This window comes from Pontibacter virosus (assembly GCF_003096355.1).
Lineage (GTDB): Bacteria > Bacteroidota > Bacteroidia > Cytophagales > Hymenobacteraceae > Pontibacter > Pontibacter virosus.
This window is the reverse complement of record NZ_QEKI01000003.1, coordinates 182,767-207,565: the sequence shown is the minus strand read 5'-3', so window position 1 is coordinate 207,565 and position 24,799 is coordinate 182,767. Positions and strand designations below refer to the sequence as shown.

Here is a 24,799-nt window from a genome sequence, read left to right as displayed (position 1 = left end):
TATTGTATTGTAAAAAGTTTAAACTATAAAACCATGAAAAAGATATTATATACAGGGTTCGGTCTACTGTTTGGTACAATGGCTCTGGTAGCCTGTGATAACACCGATAGGACCGGTACAACAGCAAGCGATACTGAAAGAGTAGTAGACAGAGATTCTGTTGCTACTGAATATGAGGTAACAGAAACAGTTGTTGATTACGATACTACTACGAACACCAAGAAGGTAGATGTCGACCGAGATAATGATCGGGATAACTGATAAAAAAAATTTCTGAGTTAACGTAACCTACCCTGAAACGCCGGCGTATAAAAGAACGGCTAAAAGTTGAAAGGTTATTTGTTACAGACTAATCTTTTCAATATAGAACAGCTCCTTTACGAAGGAGCTGTTCTTTTTTTTGCCCTATCCGTCATGTCACAACAGCTAGCGACGGAATCATACAGCGTTCATTCTCTTATTAAAGCTACATAAAAAAAAACGCTAGACCTCCTTTCTTTACTCACATGAATCTATCTTTTTTCAAACCTCTGCCTGACCCAGGAAATTATTTTGCCGTATAGCTAACGACTTTATTAATAAACTGATAGTAAGGTAAAATCCTTTGTTGCGGGCTGTATTGCTACTTATTAGGCAGTTTCAAATGGCTTCGGTTTTGAGTTCTACAGCACTAATCGAAAAATATTTTCAGGAAATGTGTAACATCTCCAAAACTACCCCCGTATAAAAGAATGGCTAAAAGTTGAAAAGTTAATTGTTACAAAACTAATCTTTTCAATAGAGAACAGACTCCTGATAAAGGGGTCTGTTCTTGTTTTATACCTACCCCAAGCGTAAAAAAGGGAGCCTCGATACGATCCGGGCTCCCTTTTCTAAGTCAGAAATGCACTTTCTACAGCGCGTTCTTTTTTAATTCCGCCTGAAACTTCTTCAGCTGTGGATCAATCGCTTTCTTATCTCCCACCACTACCAATGTCATGTTTTTAGGCCGCATGTATTTCTGGGTGGTTTGCTGTACCTGCTGTGGCGTTACGGCATGGATGTTCTGTACCTGGTTTTCCAGGAAAGAATCCGGCAGGTCGTGCAGCTTCAGAAAGTTGAGCTGCGACACAATGCCCCAGGGCGAGGAATTTCGCAAAACAAACAAGCCTGCCTCGTAATTTTTGATGCCTTCCAGTTCTTCCGGTGATGGAGCTTCTGTGCCTAAACGGTTGATTTCATTTAGAATCTCGCGAAGTGAGTTGCCCGTGTGCTCGGTAGTGACATCGGCAACCTGCGCCCAGTCCCCTACCCGGTAGCGGGCAGCCAGCGTGCTGTATGGTGAGTAGGTATAACCCTTGTCTTCGCGTATGTTGCGGGTGATGCGGGAACCAAAAGAACCTCCCAACAGGGAGTTAGTTACACGCAAGGGCATGTAGTCAGGATGTGAGGGGTCTACTACCGGCAAACCAAAGACGATGGTCGACTGCGGCGCCCCCGGCCTATCCAGCACGATCATGTCGCTCTTGGTTACCGGTTTGGCTACTGTGATCTGAGGGGCGGCACCTTGTCGCCAGTCGCTTAGCTGGTTGGTGACCGCCTGTTTCATGTCGCTCTGGTCAAATTTACCGGCTACGTAAACTGTGGTGCGGTCGGCGCCGAACTGCTGCTCGTAAAACTGCTGTACCTGCTCCCGGGTAAAGCCGTCAATCATTTTATCGGTTGGGAAATCGCGGCCATAGGGGTGGTTTGGGTATAGCGCCCCCCTGAACTTCGACTGCGCGATGGCACTCGGTTGCTGGCGCAGCAGGTTGTTCTGCCGTTTGAAGTCATTTTTGATACGGTCCATCTCGGACTCCGGGAAAGCCGGATTTTTTAGCAGGTCAGCCATGATCTCGACTAACTTTGGACCGTACTCAGAAAGCGCTGAACCGGAAACAAACGTCTCGTTCGGGCCAACACTCACAGATACCGAGCCCCCCAGCCGGGCTACCTCTTCAGCCAACTGCCTGGCGTTACGGGTTGCAGTGCCTTCCTGCATCAGGTTGCCTACGATGTCGGCCAGGCCGTTTTGCTGGGCGGTCTCATGCACGTTGCCTACCTGTACCACCATGCTTACGACTACTTTCGGCACGTCGCCATAGGGCACCATGACAGCGGACAAACCATTGTCCAGGTCAAATTCCTGTTTTGCAGGCAGTTTAAAGTCGCGTGGCTGGCCTCCCTCCGGTGGCGTCTGTTTTTGGGCCATGGCCATACCTGACGAGAAGGCCAGGAAGGCGCTCAATGCGATTGTGAAGATCTTTCTAGTCATGGCGCTTAGCTTTTTGCAAGTGGGTTGACAACAAGAACAGTGCGGTTGGTTGGGCGCAGGTACTCCTCAAGGGTCTTGCGGAGCAACTCTGGCGTCACTTTCCGAAATTCTGACTCCAGGCGGTTAATGCGGGCCGGATCATTGTCGAAGAGTGCGAAGGTGGCCAGCAGATCCGCTTTGCCGAAACCTGAGGAGGCGCTTACCTGATCATAAAGGGAGGAGCGTATTTTCACGATCGCCAGGTCGATCAGTTCCTGGTCTATCCCCTCCTGCTGCAGTTTTTGAATCTCTTCATCCAGCACTTTCACAATTTCGTCGGCGTTCACATTCTGGTCATGGATCAGGCTACCCATCCAGAGCATCGGCCCGTTGTAATTGTACATGTTACCCAAAAAGGCGTTGATGCCGCCATCAACAGAGCCGGTATAGCCCCGCTCCTGCACCAACGCCTGGTACAGACGGCTGTCGTTCCCCTGCAGCAGGATCTGGTCAAGCAGCCCCATGGCATAGTACTCCGGTGAGTTGCGCTCCGGCATGTGATAGGCAAAGGCCAGCGCCGGGCGGTTGGCCAGTTTGTCGTCTTTGGTAAAGCGCTGCTCTTTTTCCTGGCGCGGTTCGGTCAGGTCGACTGGTTCCGGTAATTTGACTGAAGGTATGCCGCCAAAATACTGCTGTATCCAATTTTTTGCATCCCCTTTCTCGAAGTCGCCTACTACCACGAGCACGGCATTGTTTGGAGAGTAGAAGGTGTCAAAGAAAGATTGCACATCCTCGAGAGTGGCTGCATCGAGGTCTTTGAGGTCGCCATAAAAGTTGTGTGCGTTGTACCAGTTCTTGTTCGCATACTGGGGCATATCGAGCCAGGGGAAGCCACCGTATGGCTGGTTGAGCACATTCACCTTCACCTCGTTCTTTACCACACCCTGCTGGTTGTTCAGGTTTTCCTGGGTGATGTTGAGGCCCTTCATGCGGTCAGCCTCTGCCCATAGCATGGTTTCCAACTTGTGCGCAGGTACGATCTCAAAGTAATTGGTAAAGTCAAAACGGGTGGAGCCGTTCAGGATGCCGCCGTTTTTCTGAACGAGCTGAATAAACTCCATCTTGCCCAGGTTATCAGAACCCTGGAACATCATGTGCTCGAACAGGTGCGCAAAGCCGGTGCGATCCTTGGGTTCATTCCGGAAACCGATGTTATAGTACACGGCGATGGTGGCTATGGGAGCCGTCTTGTCCTGCGACAATACGACCTTTAGGCCATTGTCCAGGGTATAGTAGTCCATCGGGATCTGATAGGCTGACTCGTTGGTCGTCTCCTCTGTGCCTGGAGCCACGCTCTCCGCTGTAGCCGTGGTAGTGTCGGGAGACTGGGTAGTGGTCCGCTGTCCGCATGAGCTCCAACTGAGCAGCAGTGCCAGTGCACCCCATCTCACAATGTCTTTAAAAGGTGTGTGATCCATCATGTGCTGATTTTAAGGTTGAAAATAGGGTAAGCCTTAATTCAGAACATAGTACGTAAATCAACTAAATTATATGCTAAAAAATATGTTAAATTTTAAAATAAGCGATATGCTATATAAAAAGAAAGCCTGTACATAATTTACTTATGCACAGGCTTTAAGCTCCTACCGAGCAATAAATATCGCTACTCTGGTAACAAGACCTGGTCTATTACGTGAATGATACCGTTTGAGGTAGGTATAGAGGCGAGGATTTTAACGCCGTTGACAGTCGGCTGATCGCCTTCCAGACCAAGTTTAACACGGCCACCGTTAACCTGACCCAGGGTCATGTCGTTATCAAAACGCTCAACGGGAATTACGCCCACGTACACATGGTACTGCAGGATGTTACGCAAATCTTTGCGGCTTTCTGGTTTCAGGAGGCCATCCACCGTGCCAGCTGGCAGTTTATCGAAAGCGGCATTGGTAGGCGCAAATACAGTGAATGGTCCTGCGTTGGTCAGCGCATCCACTAATCCGGCTGCTTTAACCGCGGCTACCAGTGTGGTGTGGTCCTTTGAGCCAGCGGCTACCTGCACCACATTCTGCTGCGACTGGTCATCAGACACGGCAGATTGTCCGGCTCCTTGTTCAGTTTCTGTTTCAGGGACTGCTGCAGCCGTCTCTGGCTGGCTTTCCGTATTGCACGAGGTCAGCAGACCAAAGGCAATTGCTATCAAGGCTACATGTAAACTTTTCATTTTCGTTAGGTGGTTTAGTTTGATGGTGTAATATTCCTTAAATTCATTTACCTTAAATATGACTGTGATTAGTTAAAAAGATGATATTCGTTACTATTTAATATGAGAAGCAAAAACGAACTGCGTGAGACCATTTTCCGTCACCTGGATGGTATCGTGACGGCTCCTACAGCCTTTAGTCTTTACAAGCACGGTGTGCTGGATTACCTGCTGCACCGGCAGGAAGCGAGCCTGGAAGACCTGGTAGCCCGGTTCAAAGCAAATGACGGGTATCTGAATGTGGCGTTGCGTGTGCTTTGCTCGCAGGGCTGGCTGGAGCAGGACCTGGATAATGCCACCGACCAGGTAACCTATCGCATGACCGATCGCGGGCGGCTGGCACTCCCACTGGTATACCTGTATGAAGATGTCGTGAAGCTTACACAGCTATCAGGAAACTACCATCCGCGTAAGTTCGAAAGGGAGCCTTACCGGCTTTGGGCGCAGGTGGCCGACCGGTACAAAGACGGGTATGGCCTGCAGCTATCAGACAATTCGGAGGAGCGCAGTGTACAGGAGCAGGTGCTCAAACATATCGAAGGGCTCCTGATGGGGCCAACCATCGTGCTGCTGGGCATGAACGGTATGTTTCACAAATACTTTATGGAGAGCCGCTTCAGCCCGGAGGAGTTCCACGAAAATCACGAGGACTTCCGGAAGATACTGGATCTGTTCGCTCACCTGGGCTGGTTCCGAAAAGTGCGTGACCAGTACGAATATACGGACGAGGGCATTTTCTTTGCCAAGCGGGGCAGCGCCTACGGGGTAACGGTCTCATACATCCCGACCTTCCGCCACCTCGACGAACTGATCTTTGGCAATCCGAACATTCTCTGGGATAAGCCGGAAGGCGCACCTGAGTTGCACGTAGACCGTGAGATGAACGTGTGGGGCAGCGGCGGGGCCCACGCCACTTACTTTAATGTGATTGATGAGATCATCATTGAGCTTTTTAACCGCCCTATACACGAACAGCCTAAAGGTATACTGGACATGGGTTGCGGCAACGGAGCCTTTTTACAGCACATGTTCGAAGTGATTGAGCGGCAGACTGCCCGGGGCAAGATGCTGGACCAGTACCCACTCTTTTTGGTGGGGGCCGACTACAACCAGGCGGCCCTCAAGGTAACCCGGGCTAACCTGATCAAAGCCGACATCTGGGCCAAGATTATATGGGGAGACATCGGCAGGCCCGACCTGCTGGCGGAAGACCTGCGGGAGAACTACAACATCGATTTGAAAGAACTCTTGAACGTACGCACATTCCTCGACCACAACCGCATCTGGGAGCAGCCTGCTCAGCTCACCGAAGGTCGGCTGAGCCAATCGACCGGGGCCTTCGCTTTCCGGGGTAAACGGATCAGCAACAATGAGGTGGAAGACAACCTGCTGGAACACCTCAAAAAGTGGACGCCTTATGTGGATAAGTTCGGCCTGCTGACCATGGAACTACATACCATCCCCCCTGCTTTGGCAGCCGCCAACCTCGGCAAAACAGCCGCCACTGCTTACGACGCAACCCATGGATTCTCAGACCAATACATTGTAGAGGTGGAAGTATTTCATAAAGTGGCCGGAGAAGCAGGTCTGCATCCTGACAAAGGCGCTTTCCGCCGGTTCCCAGACTCTGACATGGCCACCATCAGCATCAACCTATTGAAAGGTAAAAACAAATGATACTCTACCAATGCTGACCATCCGTAAAGCTGATCTGGGCGACCTCAAGGCCGTAAAAACTATCGACCAACTGTTGTTCGGCGCCGACAGCTATCCGCTATTTGTGTTACGCCAGTTCTATGATATTACAGGGGAATATCTGCTGGTTGCAGAAGCAGGCGGTGAAGTGGTTGGCTACATGCTGTCGCACCTGGACAGGCAAAATAAAAAAGGCTGGCTGCTCTCGCTTGGGGTGTTGCCTGCGCATCGCGGCAAGCGAATTGGCGAAAAGCTGATGGCCGCCGCCATGGTCTCGATGGAAACACAGAGCGCGACGGAGCTATACCTGACCGTGCACCCTGACAATGCCGCCGGCATCAGCATCTATACCCGCCTGGGATTCAAGGTGCAAGAAGAGATACCTGATTACTACCTTGACGGCAGTCCGAGACTCCTGATGAGCAAGCGGATTCCGTTCTAAACTTCGGCTTTCAGGCGATCACATGAAATAATCAGTATACCATTTGAAACTGCACCTGCAGTCTATCCCTGACTTTCATCGTCAGTATGGAAGGACGTTCTATCTGATAATCATCCAGGCTAAGTTCGAAGCTGCCATCTACCAGCAGTTCATCTCCTTGCGTGTATTGTCGTGCCTTGAAAGCGATTTCCCGCGTTACACCATGGAAGGAAAGCTTTCCCCTGACACTTAGCTCTCCGTTTCGCTCAGTGATTTCTGAACTCACAAAAGCCACCTTCGGGTACCTGTCTGCTTCCGTTACTTGCAGCATGTCCCGGTCCCGGGCACGGTTGCCGCTGTCAAATGAACGCACTGGCACCGACACTGTTACCTGCTGAATCTGTTTTCCATGCTCTGATATCAGTAGTTGGCTGCTGACTTCCTTGCTGCTCCCTTGTACTGTGTGCAAAGGGTGTTTTAGGGTATACGTGATGCTGCTATTGGCTTTTGAAATTCTGGGTGTCTGCTGCAGTGCATCCGCCATAGGCTCCATGGCCATGACGACGGAAATCGTGGCCAATAAAAGGACCCAAACTGCAGCATGCTTCATACTGATTTATACTCTTGAGCCTAACCAAAGTTGAAACTAATTTAACCGGGCCAATGAGGGAGCCTATATTGCCACGGCAAACTAAATGTTGCTGGCGTGTGTTATACCTGCTGTTATGGTACGGCGTGAAGCCAAAAATAAACTGCATAATTTCACTAATTAGCCTTATTTTAGGGCATTCAAATGAATCCTTCACAAAGGGTATCGGTTTGAGCATTTAAAAACAATCAATCTAACATGAAAAACACAAAAGACACTGCTAATCTGTCACAAAGCGTGAGAGAGTCGTCTGTCTGGAAAAACCGCCTGAGACTCATCCTTTTCGGTGCGGCCACTTTCTGCGCACTGGAGGCTTCGGCCCAGAACGGCGGTAAACCAGCTGGCCAGGATAAGTTCATCGACAAGTCCAACATGGACACCAAGGTGAAGCCTGGTGATGATTTCTATACCTACGCCAATGGCGTATGGCTGCAAAAAAACCCGGTACCTGCCAAAGAAACCCGTTGGGGTAGCTTCAACCAGCTACGCGACTTCAACATCATCGCTGTGCGCACGATCCTGAAAGACGCTTCTGCCAAAACAAGCGCACCGGCCGGTTCGGTGGAACGCCGCGTGGGTGATTTCTATGCCGCCGCTATGGACAGCGCTGCGATCGACAAGCTAGGATACACCCCCATCAAGGCTGACCTGGAGCGCATAAAGGGTATACAGGATGTGAACGGTGTGCTGCATGAAGTAGCTACGCTGCGTAGCACAGGTGCTGCTGCTCCTATGTTCGGCTTCTATGTGGGCCAGGACCGCAAGAATGTGGAGGTAATGATCCCGCAGCTGAGCCAGGGCGGAACCACCCTGCCCGACCGCGACTACTATCTGAAGAACGATGCCCGCAGCACCCGCATTCAGGATGCCTACAAAACTTACATCACCAAGCTCTTCACCCTGACGGGTACAGACGAGGCTACTGCGAAGAAAAATGCAGAAACCATCTTCAACATCGAGAAGCAGATGGCAGCCGCGCAAATGGCTCGTGTAGAGATGCGTGACCCGCATAAGACCTACAACAAATTTGCCGTAGCCGACTTCAGCAAAACCACGCCGAATATGGACTGGAAATCGCTGATGACGAAGCTAAAAGTAACCGGTGAAGACACCATCCTGGTGAACAACCCTAAGTTCTTTACCGAGCTGAACACCATGCTAACTGCAACGCCGGTAGCTGACTGGCAGATTTACCTGCAGTTCAATGTACTGAAATCTGCAGCGCCATACCTGAGCTCCGACTTTGTGGATGCCAACTTTGCTTTCACCCAAACACTATCTGGACAGAAGGTACAGACGCCACGCTGGCAGCGCATGGCACAGTTGACAGATGGCACTATAGGTGAGCTACTTGGCCAGCTGTATGTGCAGAAACACTTTAAGCCAGAGGCGAAGGCTCGTATGGACGAAATGATCGCTAACCTGATCAAAGCCTACGAGATCCGCATCAAAGGACTGGATTGGATGTCTGCCGAAACAAAGGAGAAGGCCTTGGCGAAACTTGCTACTTTCCGTCCGAAAGTAGGTTACCCTGAAAAGTGGAAAACGTACGAAGGACTGGAAGTGAACCGCAATGCCTTCTTCCAGAACGTGCGCAACGCTGGTCAGTGGGGTTACAACGACATGATCAGCCAGTTGGGCAAACCAGTTGACAGAACCAAGTGGGGCATGACGCCTCCGACCGTGAACGCCTACTACAGCCCGGTGATGAACGAGATCGTGTTCCCGGCTGGTATCCTGCAGTTCCCATTCTTCGACCCGAACGCGGATGATGCGGTGAACTACGGTGGTATCGGTGCTGTGATCGGCCACGAGATCTCCCACGGTTTCGACGACTCCGGAAGCCAGTATGACAAAGACGGTAACCTGCGCAACTGGTGGACGGATGCAGACCGCGCCCGCTTCCAGGAGAAGGCTGACCAGTTGGTGAAGCAGTTCAACGACTATACCGTGCAGGACACGATCCATGTGAATGGAAAGCTGACATTGGGTGAGAACATTGGTGACCTGGGTGGCCTGAGCGCTGCTTACGAAGCCTTTAAGATGACAAAGCAGGGCAAATCTAAGAAGAAGATCGACGGCTTTACGCCGGATCAGCGCTTCTTCCTGTCATGGGCACAGGTGTGGAGAACGAACATCCTGCCTGAAACTGAAGCACAGTTGATCCTGACGGACACGCACTCACCGGGCAAGTACCGTACAATTGGCGCGCCAGTGAACATGGACGCCTGGTATAAGGCCTTCAACGTGAAGCCGGGTGACAAGCTGTACATCGCACCGGAAAACAGAATCAGAATCTGGTAAGCAGCGCATAGCTAATACTAAAAAGCCCTCCCGATAGCAATATCGGGAGGGCTTTTTGTTTGGCTAGTACTTAGTCAACTGCAATTTCTACCGCCAGGTATAGCATTCTCAGATTGTCAGGCTATACCTTGCTATCTACTATATTCTGCAAGCCCAGCACCTCACTGGTCCAACTGCGCACCTTTCGTAGCAAGACCGGGTCATCTGCCAGGGATTCGCCATAAGACGGGATCATCTGCTTCATTTTCTGCTGCCAGGCCGCTGACTGCATCTTTACAGGGAAACAGCGGTGCAGCAGGTTAATCATGATGGAAACAGCAGTAGATGCCCCCGGAGAAGCTCCCAGCAGCGCCGCCAAGGAGCCATTCGCTCCGGAAACGATCTCGGTTCCGAATTCCAGCACGCCGCCGTGCTTCGGGTCTTTCTTGATTACCTGCACCCGCTGCCCGGCAACTTCCAGTTCCCAATCCTCGCTGCGCGCCTCCGGATAGTAATGCCGTAAAGCCTCCACCCGCTCGTCAGGCGACTGCCGTACCTGGTCAATCAGGTATTGCGTAAGCGGGATGTTCTTGATTCCTGCTGCCAGCATCGGATGCAGGTTGTTGACTTTAAGGGACAGCGGCAGATCAAAGAAGGAGCCGTTCTTTAGAAACTTAGTGGTGAAGCCAGCATAAGGCCCAAACAGCAATTCGCGCTTGCCATTGATAAAGCGGGTATCCAGGTGCGGCACCGACATAGGCGGAGAGCCCACAGAGGCCTTGCCGTATACCTTGGCGTGGTGCTGCTCGATCACAGCCGGATTGATGCACTTCAGCCACTGCCCGCTCACCGGGAAACCACCAAAGCCATTTCCTTCCGGTATACCTGACTTCAGCAGCAACGGCAAGGAGCCACCCCCGGCCCCAATAAAAACAAAACTTCCTCTTACTTTGTGCTTTGTGTGAGTTTCGCGATGCCGGATGCGGACGCTCCAGCGGTTATCGGGGCGCTGCCTTAACTTTCGTACATCGTAACCGAAATACAGGTTTACCCCTTCCATTTTACCCAGTTGCTCTAACATGCAGCGCGTCAGAGCTCCGAAATTCACGTCCGTGCCCAATTCCATTCGGGTGGCAGCCACTTTCTCCAGCAGATCACGCCCTTCCATCACCAACGGCATCCAGGACTTCAGTACCTCAACGTCTTCTGAATACTCCATCCCTTCAAAAAGATGACAGGCCGTAAGGGCGGCGTGTCGTTTTCTGAGGTAGTTGACGTTGTCATCCCCCCACACAAAACTCATGTGCGGAATACTTTTGATAAAACTGTTGGATAGGTTTACTTGATTCTCCTGAATGAGGTATGACCAGAACTGTCGTGAGATTTCAAAAGATTCGGATATGCTGATCGCCTTGGCCGTTTCGATGCTGCCGTCGGCTTTCTCCGGGGTATAGTTCAGCTCACAGAAAGCAGCATGGCCGGTTCCGGCGTTGTTCCAGGCGTCGGAGCTTTCCGCTGCCGCTTCGTCAAGCCGCTCGAGCACCGTGATCCGCAAATCGGGCTGTAATAATTTTAACATCATCCCCAGGGTGGCACTCATAATTCCTGCCCCTATCAGGACAACATCCGCCTCCGAAACATCAGGCAGTACACGTTCAGTTTTCATACAAAGTCCAGCTTATTGGTATAGTAGCTATAGTACGTAGCAAGCCGTGTTGGGTATGCTGGCAGTTATTTATTCTACTCTTTTTGGAATGCCGCCATGTGGGTCAAAGCTCACATTGAATGGGTGAACGGACCGATTTTTTTGGTGAATGACAGGGGTTCTGATTTTAAAGCAGGGAATTAACTGTATTTTATAAATTGCTTGAACTCAAACACTTACATTTAGGTTTCTTAAACATTGCACTCCAATACCGCGCTGCCTAAACCTACTGACAGGAGACCTGTCTGATGAAACAAATGATACATATGAGTACCACCATTTCAAATGCTCCATCACCTCAATATGCTGGTTCTACATCACCCTCTTTACCTGCAACCGAGCATGGAACCGATATTCTTTCCGTATGCTTTTGTCCGCGATTCAAGCTGCTTTGCGCTAAATGGGACCGTTTTACAACATCTGCTGAACTAAGGCAGTCTGTTCGCCTGCTGGCACGTGCCGCTGCCGTCCTTAAAGCAGAACTGGTTTTGGTAGAAATACCCGCGCAGTACAATGTATCACCTGAGGACCGGCAATGGGCTATGAAATTCATGCGTGACGCCCTAAAGTATACCTCCATCCTGCGGGTAGCCCGCGTTGTGTCTGCTGATGTGAACGACTTAACGCGACAGGCACTGCTCACGCTGAACCAGATGCCGTACGAAGCTAACTTATTTGAAGACCGGGAGAGTGCATTGCGTTGGCTGCTGGGTGATAACTACAAGGTCATAGTAAAGGATGAGTTCATCCAGATTCCGCTTACCTTCAACCTCAAGCTCATACGCTCCGGGCTGAAGAGCCGGGCAAATGCCACGGTGCAGGTTGCCTCCGCGCAGCAAGGTAACCCTACCCGTGTACCAGAGACTTTGCCGGAACTGATTACCATCGAAACAGAATTTATCTCGATTACGCTGGACAAGACGAAAAGCCTGATGAACATACGTTGGAAGAAAGCGCCACAAAGCCGGCAGTATCGCTATGGTATGCTGAAGGCGGCACGCGTCCTGATCGATCACCGCTTAGAGCGTTTGCTATTAAACAACCAGCGCCTGGGTGTGCTTACGCTCGAGGACCAGGGATGGCTGATCACTACTTCGCAGCAAATACTTCCTAAAATGAATCTGCGAAAATTGGCTGTGATCACATCAGCAGATGCCCTACAGCAAATGAGCAGTGAAAATATCGGAAAAAAACTAAAGCAGGCTGCGCTCAACCATCAGGCCCATTACTTCCTGGCGGAAGAGGACGCGCTCGAGTGGCTGGTGGCGGACTAGCTATGCGTAAGCGCAGGCAGCGATACAGTGAAGGTGGTGCCCTCCCCCTCTCTGCTTTCAACACTTACCGTCCCGCCACTGTTGCTGACAATGCGCTTCACAATGTAGAGCCCAATGCCGCTTCCCTGCACGTGCATGTGCATCCTTTTAAATAACTGAAACACCCTTTCCTGCCTGCCAGCCGGAATACCCAGACCATTATCCTGCACGCTCAGATGGAAGCGATTGTCGTGCAGGGTGGCCCGAATGTGGATGCGAAGCTGGCGCTGGGGATCCTGGTATTTGATGGCATTACTCATTAAGTTGAGCAACACACTTTTAAAATTCTTTCTGGAAAAGAGAATGACCGGAGCCTGCTGTGTGTCAACCTCAATCATAGCGCCCGCCTTTTCAATTTCAGGCTGAAGCAACTGCTGTACGTCGGTCACCATGTCTGCTACCTTGAGTTCGGTCGCTTCCTGTCCAAAGCTGCGCTGAATGCGGGCTACTTCGGTCAGGTCCTCGATGGTAACCTTGAAGCGCTCCACGGAGCGTCGGATGTGATCGAGTTCTGGCACCTCTCCCAGTTGTTCCTGGCTCAGGCTCTCCTCCAGCAGGTTGACAAGGCCTTCGATGTTCAGGATAGGGGATTTGAGGTCGTGAGAGGCGGTGTACACGAAGGTGTCCAGATCCTCGTTCACCCGTTGAAGTTCCTCGTTGAGTTTTTGCAGCTCGTCTATGTGCGCCAGCGTGCGCTGACGGGCCTGCGCGGCCTCAGTCACATCGTTTACAATCGCAATTTTGTAGGGCGAGGAGCTATTGGCGTCAATATCGCCGATCGAAATTTCGAGAAACTTACGGTCATCGGCTGATCCCAGTTCAAAGATGTGCTTTTGTTTGCTGAGATAGCCATCCGTGATAAAGTCCTGCAAGGCAATGCGTTCCACCTCAGGAAAGTGCGCCGCAAAGGCAATACCCAGAATCTCTTTATCGGAAAGACCCAGCAAGCGCACGATGTAATTGTTGACATTCAGTACAGTGCCGTCTTTTGCCAGCAGGGCCGCTCCTATCGGGGCTTCATCCAGTACGCGGGTCATATAGCTCACCCGGACTTTCTCCATGTAATTAGGCGTGAAGGCAGTGACAGACGTGCTGGCAGAGCGAATGCGCACATAGCTGCGCCGCTGCTCGGTGCGCTGCATCGCGTCCTCCACGATCGGGACCAGAGCTGTGCCGAGCTCGCTGGAAACCGCCTGTATGGTGGGGCCTACAAAAGGGGCAAACTGCAGGGCGCTCTTTACTTTCTGATGGTTGGCTCTATCATTGATGAGCAGTATAGAGATGGCTTTGTCTTTCGAGAAGGTCTGCTGCGCAATCCGGACTGGATTCTCAACCTGCTCACCCACCAGAAGTATGTCGCAAACCGTTAAATCAGCCTTCTGGGTGAGTATATCTTCTGCTGTTACAACCTCCAGCTGAATCTCCCTCAATTGCTGCTGGAAAAGTTGTAGTGTTTCCTCACGTAAGCCTAAGTAGTATATACACTTCATTTGGGCGGGCATGGTTAACTATCCAGAATGGGTTGATCGAGCAACGCCCGGCCGAGCCAGGTATACAACAGGTCGGTGGTAGGTGCCATCACGTGAGCGGCGCGGGCGTCGCGCAGCAACACGTCCAGGCGGGAGTTGTCGCGGTAGGCGATGCCGCCGGCCAGGGTCATAGCCTCGTTCACCACATCCACCGCACAATTCGCTACTTCTGCCTTTGCTGACAAAATAGGCAGCACGGCACCCGGGTCGCTCAGATCTGCCAATTCAGTGGCATGGTAGATGAGACGACGCGTGCGTTCAATCTTAGCCCAAAGCAACCCAACCCGGTGCTGAATCAAAGCCAGTTGTGACAGGGACATGCCACTGTGGCGGTGGGTGCGTTCCATCAGGTGTTGCCGCACATTGTCGAAAGCAGCCTGGGCTATACCCAGGTAAGTGCCTGACATAGCTGTGAGGAAAAAAGGAGCCACTACCTGAAAAACATACCAAAGCTGATCACCATGTTCGCCGAGCAGGTTGTGCGCAGGCACCCGCACTTCGTTTAGCGTCAGGCTGCGGGATGAATTACCACGCATTCCCAGGCCTTTCCAATCAGCGCCCCACTCCAAACCGTTTCGGTCTTTTTCAACTACCACGCAAGAAAACTCATGCAAGGTGGCATCCGGCTCTATGCCCATCGTGGAGATGACGTAGGAGTCCGCCTTACTGCCATTCGTCACGAATGTTTTACTACCGCGGATCAGGTATTCGTCATCCGACTGCAGCAAGAGCTGCGTTTGCGGGAAATAGAAATGTGAGCCGGTGCCGGGTTCACTCAAAGCCAGGGTGGTCAGGTGTTCGCCTGCAGCGATAGGTTGCAGAAACTCTTTCCGCTGTTGGCTTGTCGCCTTTGCCGCGATCACTGCTGTGCCCACGCAATGCATTCCAAAGCACAGGGCTGTAGAGGCTGACACACTGCCAATCGTCTCGCAGGCGCGGGCCAGTGCATATAAGCCCTGCCCCATGCCGCCTTCTTCGCGCGGCACCACTAGTCCGGCCAGACCATTGCGTTGCATAGCCCGGATGCTTTCTTCAGGCCACAGTGCCTCCCGGTCTACCCGGGGAGCCTCTTCCTGTATAACGGTTTGTGTGGTCTGGCTTACCAGTTGCAGGATCTGATTTAAATTCATGTAAGGGCATATTGATTCATCGCCTCCAGGTATAACATACTTGAAACCCGGAGCCATTTGTACAAATTTACCTATAAAAGTGGGCTATTACTAATTTGCCCCTTTTCGTACTTCCCATCTTATTTGAGTCGTCGTTAGGATGATAAGTAGCCTGAAAACACGTACTGCTTTTCTTAGGTACAAGATTAGTGTTGTCTGCCAATGAGACAAAGTGAGCTGCCTTGCCAACATCAAATTGAATAAAAATTGTGCTTATTGCGTTGTAATCCGAAGCACTAAAACAGAAGCGGTTGTCTAGTGCACCATTTTTTGCGTATGGCTTCTGAAAAACGAGGAAAGGTATGGCGTGGTTATTGCCTGCCTTTTGGCTGCTACTGGGACAGCAGTTGCGCAACAACTTACCTTATATGAAGCGTTTGCTTGTAAAGCTAATAAAATTAATTACTTACGGCCTTCTGGTGCCCGTACTCACTTTTTTAGGAACTCAGTTTCGACTTTTCTTCGAAAGCCAGAAACCAAAGTTCACTGCTGCCTACTGGCGGCAGAAAGGACAGGCTATACGCCAGTTTAACCTGTTTAAGCCCCGCATGTCAGATATACGGGCCATCCTGCGCTTTGCCTTGAAGGGCGCCCTCTTTTTACTGCTCGGCTTTACCATCTTTTACCTGGCGGTGTTTACAGGTATAGTAGGCGGTGCCATACCTTCGCGCGCGCAACTGAAGGCGATTCAGAATAACACGGCCTCTGAGGTATACTCAGCGGATAAAGTGCTGTTGGGGCGCTATTACATTCAGGACCGCACCAACATCCGATACGATGATATTGCACCTGTTGCGATCAATGCCCTGATCGCGACGGAGGATGTGCGCTTTTACAAGCACAGCGGCGTGGATACCCGGAGCATGGCCCGCGTACTCATCAAGACGCTGCTGATGGGTCAGGAAAGCGCGGGCGGGGGCAGTACGCTAAGCCAGCAGTTGGCCAAGAACCTTTTTCCCCGCAAAGGTCGTCGCATCTGGGAAATGCCGATTAACAAGATGCGCGAGATCATCATCGCCCGTAAGCTCGAAAGCATTTACTCTAAGCAGGAATTGCTGGAGCTATACCTGAACACGGTACCGATGGGCGGCAACCTGTACGGCATCGAACGGGCCTCGCGCCGCTTCTTCAACACAACCGCTGACTCGTTAAGAACCGAGCAGGCAGCCGTGCTGATCGGTATGCTCAAGGCCACGACCAGCTACAACCCGCGCCTATACCCGGAGCGCTCGCTTCAGCGACGTAATGTGGTGCTCAACCAGATGGCCAGGTATGAGTTCCTTACTCCACAAGAAGCTGACTCTCTGAAAAAAACGCCGCTCAAGCTAAACTACCGCTACATCACGCACAACGATGGCATGGCTCCTTATTTTAGGGAGCAACTGCGCCAGGAGCTTGTGCAATGGGCCGCCACGCAGCGCAAGCAAAACGGCCAGCCCTACAACCTCTACACCGACGGTCTGAAGATCTATACCACCATCGACTCGCGTATGCAGCGGCATGCTGAGCAGGCCGTGCGTAAGAAGATGGCTCAGTTGCAGCAGCAGTTCGACGCCCACTGGAAGGGCCGCACGCCCTGGGGCTCCGATGCCTCGGTAATTCAGCTGGCCATGCAGCGCTCTGACCGTTATAAAAAAATGAAAGCAGGCGGTGCCGATGAAGCAGAAATATTGGAAAACTTCCGGCAGCCTGTGAACATGCAGGTATTCAACTGGAAAGGCAGCACCACCAAGCCCATGACGCCGATGGACTCCCTGCAGTATTACCAGCGTTTCCTGAACACGGGTCTGCTGTCGATGGAGCCTGCCACCGGCTTTGTGCGCGCCTGGGTGGGCGGCATCAACCACCATGCATTCAAGTATGACCACGTGCGTTCCCGACGCCAGGTGGGTTCTACGTTCAAGCCCTTTGTATATGCGGCGGCGCTGGAGAAAGGTATCAATCCCTGCGAATATTTTCCAAATGAGCTGACCACCTACCCCGAATACGAAGATTGGTCGCCACGCAATTCCAATGGGCAGTATGGGGGTGAGTATACGATGCGCGGTGCCCTGGCACAATCGGTGAACACCATTTCCGCACACCTGATCCTGGAGACGGGGGTTGACCGCACGGTGTCACTGGCCAAGCGAATGGGCATACAGCAGGACCTACCCCGCGTACCATCGCTGGCATTGGGCACGGCTGATCTCTCGCTACTGGAAATGGTGAGTGCCTACACCGCTTTTGCGAACGGAGGCTATAAAACAGAACCGATCTACATAGACCGCATTGAAGACAGTCAGAGTCGCGTGATTCACCAGTACCGTAGCAGAAGCGGCACCCAGCGCGTGCTCTCACGCGACAATGCAGCCGTTATGCTGCACCTGCTGCAGGGCGTAGTAGAAGAAGGCAGCGCTGCCCGCCTGCGGACAGAGTATGGCTTGCGCATGGATATTGCCGGCAAAACAGGCACATCGCAGGAGCATGCGGATGGCTGGTTCATTGGCATCACCCCGGAACTGGTAACGGGCGTTTGGGTTGGGGCAGAAAGCCCGAAAGTCAGGTTTAGAACGATCAGTGAGGGCCAGGGATCGCGCACGGCCATGCCGGTGTGGGGCGAGTACATGCGGCGCTTGGCGCAGGACAAGGAGTTTGCCAGTTTGCGCACAGGCCGTTTTGCTCCGCTTCCCTCCCACTTGCAAGGTATGGTGAGCTGCCCCTCTTACCGCGACGCACCTCCTGAGCCCGAAAATATTTTTGACCGGATTGCCGACCGGGTTGTGAAAACCTACGAAGACTGGAAAAACCAGGCAAAGAGTAACCGTGAAAGAAAACAGGAGGAAAAAAGGCGCAGGCAGGAAGAGAAAAAGAACCGTAGAATCCACTGGTTTTAAGCCAGATTTAACGCCTATACCTGCAGTGTTTTTACGTTACCTCAACTTCTGATGGAGGTGGTATCTTGCTCCAGGCTGAGGTAATCCGGCGCTCTCTTGATTCGCCTCCCTGGCAGTGTCCTGCATGCTGTAGGCTCTTGACAAGATAATTCAGCTTTAGTGTTCTAAGATACCTGCATCAGGTATACCTCTGGCCGTATACATAGCCTACGTCCTATACTTGCCTGGCGAAACAGATTGTCTTCAGATTCTTTCCGTATACTTCGTGAAACAAGCAGATCGGATGAAACTCCTGATAATAGAAGACGAACAAGCCCTGAATGTGTCGATGGTCGCTTACCTGCAACAGGGTGGCTATACCTGCGATACAGCCCTAAACTACCACGATGGCTCCCGCATGCTAGCTAACCACCACTATACCTGTGTGCTGGTAGACCTGACCCTACCAGGCGGCAACGGGCTGGACCTGGTGCGATCGCTCAAGAAGAACAGTCCGGATACGGGCATCATCATCATTTCAGCGAAAAACGCCCTCGACGACAAAATCACAGGACTGGAACTTGGCGCAGACGACTATCTCACCAAACCTTTTCATTTGTCAGAGCTCAATGCCAGGCTACGCTCCGTTATCAGGCGTCGTAATTTCAATGGTCAAAAGGTGATCCAGATCGGAGATCTGGAGGTGTTTCCGGAGTCGGCCGAAGCGCTGGTGCAGGGTCGCAAGCTCACCCTAACCAAAAAAGAGTATGACCTGCTCCTCTACTTTGTCACCAACAAAAACAGGGTACTGACCAAAGACTCCATTGCCGAGCATCTCTGGGGCGACCACATCGAGTCGCTCGATTCACTCGACTTTGTGTACACGCACATCAAGAACCTGCGCCGCAAGTTGGTGGAGGCCGGTGGTGAAGACCCGATCACGACCGTGTATGGGATGGGCTATAAATTCAGCTTCTGATGCGCATCCTCACCAAGACCAGTCTCTATTACCTGCTGGTTTCCGTTATCGTGTTTTTACTGGGAGGTCTGAGCTTTTATAAGATCCTGCAGACCGAGATCTACGACGAAGTAGATGACCAGCTCTTTACAGATAAGGAAAACATCATTGAATACATCAGAAGGTATAACGAACTGCCCAATGTGACCTCTGGTATATCGGAAGCCATTATTGTCAGGGAAACCAGCACCCATGCCGGAGCGCTCGAAGCCCTTTCAGATACCTTGATCTTTAGTACCTACGACGAGGAATACGTGCCTTTCCGCAAGTTAACTTTCACGACTTACCAGGACGGAAAACCATTTGAGTACACCATCCTCAAGTCATTGATGGACTTCGAGGATTTGTTTGAGAGTACCATGCTGGCGATGGCCTGGATATTCGTACTGCTGCTCATCGGACTAGCCGGGGTGAACTACTTCATCAACAAATACAACTGGCGCAACTTTTATGACACGCTTGAGCGGGCCAAGCGCTACAGTCTGACCCAGCGAAAACCGTTACTCCTGAAACCCACCGATACGCAGGAGTTTCAGGAACTGAATGAAGTGCTGCAGGCCATGACCGGCAAAATCCACAACGACTACCTCAACCTGAAAGAGTTCACCGAAAACGCCTCGCACGAGATACAAACGCCGCTGGCCATTGTGAGCAGCAAACTGGAGCTCTTCATGCAGTCCGATAACCTGACGCCGGCTCAGGCAGCCATGCTGGAAGAGATGCATGCCTCCATCAACCGGCTGTCGCGACTCAACCGCTCTCTCATCCTGCTGACCCGCATCGAGAACAGGGAGTTTTCAGAGAACGAGGTCATCCCCCTACACGAACTGCTGCAGGAGCAACTCGACCAGTTGCAGGAAATGATGCTGATGCATGACATCCAGGTAGAGATTGAAGACATGCAGCCCGTTTTTGTAGAAATGAACATTGGCCTGTGTGAGATTCTTATTTCCAATCTGCTGCTCAACGCCATCCGGCACAACAGCACAGGCGGCATTATCCGGATCAGCCTAAAGGCAGATGAGCTTTGCATCAAGAACTCCGGCGAACCCTTGCAGGAAGAACCGGTCACCTTGTTTGAGCGCTTCAGAAGTGGCAGCAAGCTTTCCGGATCGATGGGCATTGGCCTGGCACTGGTGAGCAAGATCAGCGAGCTATACCAACTGCAACCTTCCTATACCTATGAAGAGGGCTTACACGTGCTGCGACTGAAGTTTCAAAAAAATGTTTCCTGAAATCGCCTTTCTTCAGAATTGCTTCAAATTCGGTCTGTATACCTTATCAGAAACACAAAAGAATTATGAAGCTTAAAATGAAACATACTTATTTATGGGCCATGGTGCTTGTGGCGGGCACAACCCTGAGCAGCTGCGACCAGATCTGGTCTGCCCGAAACGTACCGGATGCCGTAAAGGTCAAATTTGTAGAAAGTTACCCCACCATCAAACGGGTAGACTGGGATCGAATGGACAGTCTGTACGAGGCTGAATTCGAGATCAGTGGTCGGGAGCGGAAAGCACTTTTCCTAGAAGACGGCACCTTGCTGAGTTATACCGAGGAGATTGAACAACAGTACCTCCCGAAAAGCGTGGTGGCAAAGCTGCAGCAGGAGTTTAACAACTACAAGATAGAGGAAGTACACCGCGTGCAGGAGAATAACATGACCAGCTTTGTGGTGGAGTTGGAGAAAGGCACGCGCGACATCTGGCTGCGCTACAATGAAGCAGGCGAACTGCTGGAGCAGTCGGCAAACACTGCTAAAGTTCTGAAACAGTCCGCCTCTCTCCTGCCACTGACGAGTAATGAAACTACCCCGGATGACCTGGGTATGGCAGACAGCCGCTGGGAGTTGCCTGCCGAACTGCGTGAAGTGTCAGGCATTTCCTTGCTCCCCGACGGAAGCATGGCTTGTGTGCAGGATGAAGAAGGAAAGATCTTTGTCTATGACCTTGAACAGAAAAAAGTGATCAGAGAGATTCCCTTTGCCGGACCTGGCGACTACGAAGGGATAGCAGTGGCCGGGGAGGATGCCTACATTGTGCGCAGTGACGGTGCCCTCTTCGAAGTCGGCGGATTCAGCAGTCAAAACCCAACTGTTAAGGTATACGAAGCCTCCTTTCCAGCCACGATCAACATAGAGGGGCTGGCCTATGACCAGGAGCAAAACCGACTGCTGCTGGCACCCAAAGGGCACGATCCTAACCTGAAAAATCAGAAAGCCATTTATGCTTTTTCCCTGGACGCCAAGAAATTCCAACCAGAGCCAGTCATCAACATTTCTCTGGATCAGGTAGAGGCGCCGAAGAAGAGTAAAAAGCAGAAGTCTGCGTATGATGTGCTACAGCCATCCTCACTCGAAAAGCACCCGACCAGCAAGGCGCTATACCTGCTCGATGCGGTTAACAACCGACTCTATACCATGACCGAGGATGGGAAACTCACCCGAACCTTAGAACTGGACGAGTCTCAACTCCGGCAAGCAGAGGGACTGACCTTTGATCAGGACGGTGCCATGTACATTGCCAGCGAGGGAGGCAAGAAAGGAAAAGGAGTTATTTTGAAATACACCAAAGGCATCCGGTAAGAGCAATCGCCCGGCATGATTCGTGCCGGGCGATTTTTTTTAGCGAAGCTGCCATACCAGGGCGATACCACCAGCCCCGCCACTGTAGTAAGGCATAAAGATCAGTTGATTTTGCTGTTTTTTATGGAAGCTATGGGCTACGATTTCCTGCAGCCTGGGGTAAACCAGGTATACAACTTCAGCGGACAAAATCCCTATACCAGCCCCGGCCAGCACATCGGATAGCCAATGCCGGTCGTTGAGGATGCGCAGTGTACCGGTGGCAGTGGCTACGGAATACCCTGCTATGCTGTACCAGATGCTGCGGCTGCCATACTCCTTGTGAAAAAAAGTAGCGTAGGCGAAAGCCTTGCTGGTATGGGCCGACGGAAAGGCATCATCGCTGGAGCCATCCGGCCGGTTAATGGCTGTGATCGTTTTGAGGTTGTTCGTAATCACCCGGTTCACGAAGTGCGTCATACCCAGCAGCAAGGCTTGTTCGGCATAATGATGCTCGCCCTTTACACGCGCCAGGTTTAGCCCAACCGTCAGGACCAGAGGCGTGTGGTAGAGGTAATTGTCTACGGTGGTAGAGTAATTGGTGTATCCGCGCTGTACGACCCGACGCAGGCCACGGCTTCCTTCAAAAAGCCCTTCATCGTCCATATGGGTCACACCCAACCCGATCAGCAAAACAGGCACAGTTGCTTTCCTGGCAAGCACACTCAGCTTTCTGTTATCGGCAGTTTGCGCTGTCGTGTCAGCTAGTTGTTCAACAACAGTAGTATCAGGAATGTGGAGAATGGCACTTTCAGGCTGGTTAGCCAACACCGGGGGGAGAAACAGCCAGTTCAGGAGCAAGCTGTAAACGTATTTCTTCATAGTACAAGCCTTTTATGTACTATATACCAGCCAATTCTGAAGAAATTCTGAGTTATACTAAAAAAAAAGCCGCCTTCTATCAGTTAGATAGCGGCTTTTTTATTTTTATCAGGCTGCTGCCATTATACTACTGCCTGGCGGCGGCCACCTGCTCTCCTTCCAGGTCTTTTAAATCCTGCAACAACTGCAGACTCACATCACCCGGCTTGCCTGTGCCGATCAACACGTCATCGACCCGCACGATGGGCAAAACGCGCTTGGTAGTGCTGGTCAGAAAACACTCCCTGGCTTGTAGCACTTCCTCTAATCGGATGTCGCGCACTTCGGTCTTATACCTGCGACCAGCCAGCGTCAGCACATTTTTGCGTGTGATGCCCTTTAAGATATTTTTAGCAGGCGTCACCACGGTGTCATCATGCTTTACGATGAAAAAGTTACAGCGCGGAAATTCCGAAACAATCCCATTCTTAGCATACAGCACCTCTTCTGCTCCAACGGCTTTTTGCTCCTGCAGCAGGCGTATACCCATGGAGTAGTTGATCGTTTTCACTTCAGGCACTTCTCGTACATAGTCGTGCGTCATAATCGGAATGCCCTTCGCCACTTTTTCAGCGGAAGGCAGCGTGAGTGGAAGCTGCGTGATGAGCAGGTTGGGGTTCATTGGCGTGAAGCCATCCTCGGAGTAGCCACCGGTCAGGATCATCTTCATGCCCGCTTCTGGCAATTGGTTACGGTCTAGCAGCTCAGCTATCACCTGCTTCAGTTCATCCCTTGACAGCGGCACCTCCAAGTGCATCAGCTGCGCCGACTGGTAGAAACGGTCCAGGTAATCGTCTAGAAACAGCGGATAGCCCTGCTGCACTTTCACAAAGTCGAATACCCCATAGCCGCGCTGTACGGACAGGTCACTGATGTGCAGTCGCGCCTCGCTCAGAGGTACGATCTGGCCCAGGTTGTAGGCAAAAAGCTTATCGTTTGATGGCATTGTGTTTCTTTAATAGTTTGATAACGGGTTCTAGCGGGAGCGCTTCGATGGTGTTACTGTCACGGCCTTTCATCGTTTCAGCCCGGAAAAGCGAATTGATGATCGCTTCTTCTGTTGCTTCAATGGTAGCCATGAAAAGTGGCGACATCTCGTCATTTCGGAGCAGGGTGAACGTCTGTGTTTTTTGGTCTGAACTGTAAGGTATACGCAAACCTTCATTGGTGGAGAACGCGATCACATAATCACCGCTGCCATTGGAAGCAATGCCGCCGGTTTTAGCCAGGCCCAGCATAGCTCTACTGGCGATCCGCTCCAGGTTACGGGCGTCTACTGGCGCATCCGTTGCAATCACGATCATACAAGAGCCATCCGCACTTTCCAACACCTGCTTGCTGTACGAAAAGCGTCCGAGCTCCTCCCCCACGGGCACGCCGTCGATTTGCAGCACGCCGCCGAAATTACTCTGCACCAGCACGCCCACGGTATAGCCGCCCAGACTAGCGGGCAGTTTGCGCGATGCTGTACCGATGCCGCCCTTATACCCAAAGCAAACGGTGCCCGTACCTGCTCCTACATTGCCTTCAGCTACCGGTCCGCCAGCAGCCTGTTTGATCGCCTGCAGCACGTGTTCCTCCTTTACATGCCTGCCCCGGATGTCGTTCAGGTAACCATCGTTCGTTTCGCCTACCAACGCATTTACCGACTGTACGGCTTCGTTGCCAGGCAATTGCAAGGTATAGCCAACCACCGCGTTCATGGCTGTCCCGACCCCCAGGGTGTTTGTCAAAATGATGGGAGATTCTAAGTTGCCCAGTTCCTGCACCTGTGTGCTGCCGGCCAGTTTGCCAAAACCGTTGCCCACATATACTGCAGCAGGCACCTTATTCTGAAAGAGGTTGCCGTCATGCGGCAGGATGGCCGTGACCCCGGTCCGGACCTTATCTCCCTGCACAAGGGTAGTGTGCCCCACCCGCAGCCCCGCCACATCGGTAATGGCATTGTGCGCACCCGGCTGCAGCACCCCGATCCGGATACCGTAGTCGCGGGCGCGTTTGCGCTCCTGCCCGCTCGCGTTTACCAGCACTGCCATCATGAGGAATCCTGTAAGGAGTATTTTCATACCAGAGATTTGTATCAGAAAAAGGAACCGTAACAGCCGCCGCATGCCACTGAACTTTAAGGTCTGAAAAGCGATTCTTT

Annotated in this window: 19 protein-coding genes; 9 read left to right on the top strand and 10 right to left on the bottom strand. The window is 51.7% G+C overall.

Annotated features, from left to right (window positions below; translation table 11 throughout):
- The first annotated feature begins 33 nt into the window (after positions 1-33).
- Entirely contained in the window at positions 34-261 is a 228-nt protein-coding gene (locus C8E01_RS06145) for a hypothetical protein (RefSeq protein ID WP_243409453.1), read from the top strand.
- Positions 262-892: 631 nt separating this feature from the next.
- Here the strand turns inward: C8E01_RS06145 and C8E01_RS06140 are convergent.
- The 3 genes from C8E01_RS06140 to C8E01_RS06130 form a co-directional block, all read right to left on the bottom strand.
- Entirely contained in the window at positions 893-2,293 is a 1,401-nt protein-coding gene (locus C8E01_RS06140) for a M16 family metallopeptidase (protein WP_116542477.1), read from the bottom strand.
- Between the two features lie 5 nt (positions 2,294-2,298).
- Positions 2,299-3,753, bottom strand: a complete 1,455-nt coding sequence (locus C8E01_RS06135; protein WP_243409452.1) for a M16 family metallopeptidase — start codon at positions 3,751-3,753, stop codon at positions 2,299-2,301.
- Positions 3,754-3,935: 182 nt separating this feature from the next.
- Positions 3,936-4,493, bottom strand: coding sequence for a fasciclin domain-containing protein (locus C8E01_RS06130; protein ID WP_116542476.1), 558 nt, complete (start codon positions 4,491-4,493; stop codon positions 3,936-3,938).
- A gap of 102 nt (positions 4,494-4,595) precedes the next feature.
- On the opposite strand from C8E01_RS06130, the gene C8E01_RS06125 reads away from it, so the two are divergent.
- Both C8E01_RS06125 and C8E01_RS06120 read left to right on the top strand, forming a co-directional pair.
- A complete protein-coding gene (locus C8E01_RS06125; RefSeq protein WP_116542475.1) occupies positions 4,596-6,209 on the top strand; it encodes a class I SAM-dependent methyltransferase in 1,614 nt (537 codons plus the stop codon).
- Positions 6,210-6,219: 10 nt separating this feature from the next.
- Positions 6,220-6,669 (top strand): GNAT family N-acetyltransferase, encoded by a 450-nt coding sequence (locus C8E01_RS06120; protein WP_116542474.1) that lies wholly within the window; start codon positions 6,220-6,222, stop codon positions 6,667-6,669.
- Between the two features lie 31 nt (positions 6,670-6,700).
- Here C8E01_RS06120 and C8E01_RS06115 read toward each other — a convergent pair whose 3' ends face one another.
- Positions 6,701-7,258: a YceI family protein gene (locus C8E01_RS06115; protein ID WP_116542473.1), complete on the bottom strand. Its 558-nt coding sequence runs from the start codon at positions 7,256-7,258 to the stop codon at positions 6,701-6,703.
- Positions 7,259-7,669: 411 nt separating this feature from the next.
- Between C8E01_RS06115 and C8E01_RS06110 the strand changes: the two genes are divergently transcribed.
- Positions 7,670-9,601 carry a M13 family metallopeptidase gene (locus C8E01_RS06110; protein ID WP_116542682.1) on the top strand — a complete coding sequence of 644 codons (1,932 nt, stop codon included), beginning with the start codon at positions 7,670-7,672 and terminating at the stop codon, positions 9,599-9,601.
- A gap of 121 nt (positions 9,602-9,722) precedes the next feature.
- Here the strand turns inward: C8E01_RS06110 and C8E01_RS06105 are convergent, their stop codons facing one another.
- Positions 9,723-11,246 (bottom strand): malate:quinone oxidoreductase, encoded by a 1,524-nt coding sequence (locus tag C8E01_RS06105; RefSeq protein ID WP_116542472.1) that lies wholly within the window; start codon positions 11,244-11,246, stop codon positions 9,723-9,725.
- 527 nt (positions 11,247-11,773) lie between these two features.
- Between C8E01_RS06105 and C8E01_RS06100 the strand changes: the two genes are divergently transcribed.
- Complete coding sequence (locus tag C8E01_RS06100) at positions 11,774-12,559, top strand: hypothetical protein (RefSeq protein ID WP_116542471.1); 786 nt, start codon at positions 11,774-11,776, stop codon at positions 12,557-12,559.
- Here the strand turns inward: C8E01_RS06100 and C8E01_RS06095 are convergent.
- Together C8E01_RS06095 and C8E01_RS06090 are read right to left on the bottom strand one after the other, a co-directional pair.
- Positions 12,556-14,088 carry a sensor histidine kinase gene (locus C8E01_RS06095; RefSeq protein ID WP_165820574.1) on the bottom strand — a complete coding sequence of 511 codons (1,533 nt, stop codon included), beginning with the start codon at positions 14,086-14,088 and terminating at the stop codon, positions 12,556-12,558. The genes C8E01_RS06100 and C8E01_RS06095 overlap by 4 nt on opposite strands.
- Positions 14,089-14,102: 14 nt before the next feature.
- A complete protein-coding gene (locus C8E01_RS06090) occupies positions 14,103-15,257 on the bottom strand; it encodes an acyl-CoA dehydrogenase family protein (RefSeq protein WP_116542469.1) in 1,155 nt (384 codons plus the stop codon).
- A gap of 341 nt (positions 15,258-15,598) precedes the next feature.
- Here C8E01_RS06090 and C8E01_RS06085 point away from each other — a divergent pair, with 341 nt between their 5' ends.
- The 4 genes from C8E01_RS06085 to C8E01_RS06070 all read left to right on the top strand — a co-directional run bounded on the left by C8E01_RS06085 (position 15,599) and on the right by C8E01_RS06070 (position 21,753).
- Positions 15,599-18,172 carry a penicillin-binding protein 1A gene (locus tag C8E01_RS06085; protein ID WP_243409450.1) on the top strand — a complete coding sequence of 858 codons (2,574 nt, stop codon included), beginning with the start codon at positions 15,599-15,601 and terminating at the stop codon, positions 18,170-18,172.
- Positions 18,173-18,455: 283 nt separating this feature from the next.
- Complete coding sequence (locus C8E01_RS06080) at positions 18,456-19,130, top strand: response regulator transcription factor (RefSeq protein ID WP_116542468.1); 675 nt, start codon at positions 18,456-18,458, stop codon at positions 19,128-19,130.
- A complete protein-coding gene (locus tag C8E01_RS06075; RefSeq protein WP_116542467.1) occupies positions 19,130-20,404 on the top strand; it encodes a sensor histidine kinase in 1,275 nt (424 codons plus the stop codon). Before C8E01_RS06080 ends, C8E01_RS06075 begins: the two co-directional genes overlap by 1 nt.
- A 77-nt stretch (positions 20,405-20,481) precedes the next feature.
- Positions 20,482-21,753, top strand: coding sequence for an SdiA-regulated domain-containing protein (locus tag C8E01_RS06070; RefSeq protein ID WP_243409449.1), 1,272 nt, complete (start codon positions 20,482-20,484; stop codon positions 21,751-21,753).
- A 39-nt stretch (positions 21,754-21,792) separates the two neighbouring features.
- Here the strand turns inward: C8E01_RS06070 and C8E01_RS06065 are convergent, their stop codons facing one another.
- The 3 genes from C8E01_RS06065 to C8E01_RS06055 all read right to left on the bottom strand — a co-directional run bounded on the left by C8E01_RS06065 (position 21,793) and on the right by C8E01_RS06055 (position 24,719).
- The gene (locus C8E01_RS06065) at positions 21,793-22,614 is read right to left on the bottom strand and encodes a phosphatase PAP2 family protein (RefSeq protein WP_116542466.1); all 822 of its coding nucleotides are present in this window, start codon (positions 22,612-22,614) and stop codon (positions 21,793-21,795) included.
- Positions 22,615-22,741: 127 nt separating this feature from the next.
- Positions 22,742-23,599: an aminotransferase class IV gene (locus C8E01_RS06060; RefSeq protein WP_116542465.1), complete on the bottom strand. Its 858-nt coding sequence runs from the start codon at positions 23,597-23,599 to the stop codon at positions 22,742-22,744.
- The gene (locus tag C8E01_RS06055) at positions 23,583-24,719 is read right to left on the bottom strand and encodes a DmpA family aminopeptidase (protein ID WP_116542464.1); all 1,137 of its coding nucleotides are present in this window, start codon (positions 24,717-24,719) and stop codon (positions 23,583-23,585) included. Before C8E01_RS06055 ends, C8E01_RS06060 begins: the two co-directional genes overlap by 17 nt.
- Between the last annotated feature and the right edge of the window lie 80 nt (positions 24,720-24,799).

What these genes read in the sequence shown, in the direction of transcription:
- C8E01_RS06145 (WP_243409453.1), top strand. Translation starts at nt 34, where the DNA reads ATGAAAAAGATATTATATACAGGGTTCGGTCTACTGTTTGGTACAATG.
- C8E01_RS06140 (WP_116542477.1), bottom strand. Translation starts at nt 2,293, where the DNA reads ATGACTAGAAAGATCTTCACAATCGCATTGAGCGCCTTCCTGGCCTTC.
- C8E01_RS06135 (WP_243409452.1), bottom strand. Translation starts at nt 3,753, where the DNA reads ATGATGGATCACACACCTTTTAAAGACATTGTGAGATGGGGTGCACTG.
- C8E01_RS06130 (WP_116542476.1), bottom strand. Translation starts at nt 4,493, where the DNA reads ATGAAAAGTTTACATGTAGCCTTGATAGCAATTGCCTTTGGTCTGCTG.
- C8E01_RS06125 (WP_116542475.1), top strand. Translation starts at nt 4,596, where the DNA reads ATGAGAAGCAAAAACGAACTGCGTGAGACCATTTTCCGTCACCTGGAT.
- C8E01_RS06120 (WP_116542474.1), top strand. Translation starts at nt 6,220, where the DNA reads ATGCTGACCATCCGTAAAGCTGATCTGGGCGACCTCAAGGCCGTAAAA.
- C8E01_RS06115 (WP_116542473.1), bottom strand. Translation starts at nt 7,258, where the DNA reads ATGAAGCATGCTGCAGTTTGGGTCCTTTTATTGGCCACGATTTCCGTC.
- C8E01_RS06110 (WP_116542682.1), top strand. Translation starts at nt 7,670, where the DNA reads ATGGACACCAAGGTGAAGCCTGGTGATGATTTCTATACCTACGCCAAT.
- C8E01_RS06105 (WP_116542472.1), bottom strand. Translation starts at nt 11,246, where the DNA reads ATGAAAACTGAACGTGTACTGCCTGATGTTTCGGAGGCGGATGTTGTC.
- C8E01_RS06095 (WP_165820574.1), bottom strand. Translation starts at nt 14,088, where the DNA reads ATGAAGTGTATATACTACTTAGGCTTACGTGAGGAAACACTACAACTT.
- C8E01_RS06090 (WP_116542469.1), bottom strand. Translation starts at nt 15,257, where the DNA reads ATGAATTTAAATCAGATCCTGCAACTGGTAAGCCAGACCACACAAACC.
- C8E01_RS06085 (WP_243409450.1), top strand. Translation starts at nt 15,599, where the DNA reads ATGGCGTGGTTATTGCCTGCCTTTTGGCTGCTACTGGGACAGCAGTTG.
- C8E01_RS06080 (WP_116542468.1), top strand. Translation starts at nt 18,456, where the DNA reads ATGAAACTCCTGATAATAGAAGACGAACAAGCCCTGAATGTGTCGATG.
- C8E01_RS06075 (WP_116542467.1), top strand. Translation starts at nt 19,130, where the DNA reads ATGCGCATCCTCACCAAGACCAGTCTCTATTACCTGCTGGTTTCCGTT.
- C8E01_RS06070 (WP_243409449.1), top strand. Translation starts at nt 20,482, where the DNA reads ATGAAACATACTTATTTATGGGCCATGGTGCTTGTGGCGGGCACAACC.
- C8E01_RS06065 (WP_116542466.1), bottom strand. Translation starts at nt 22,614, where the DNA reads ATGAAGAAATACGTTTACAGCTTGCTCCTGAACTGGCTGTTTCTCCCC.
- C8E01_RS06060 (WP_116542465.1), bottom strand. Translation starts at nt 23,599, where the DNA reads ATGCCATCAAACGATAAGCTTTTTGCCTACAACCTGGGCCAGATCGTA.
- C8E01_RS06055 (WP_116542464.1), bottom strand. Translation starts at nt 24,719, where the DNA reads ATGAAAATACTCCTTACAGGATTCCTCATGATGGCAGTGCTGGTAAAC.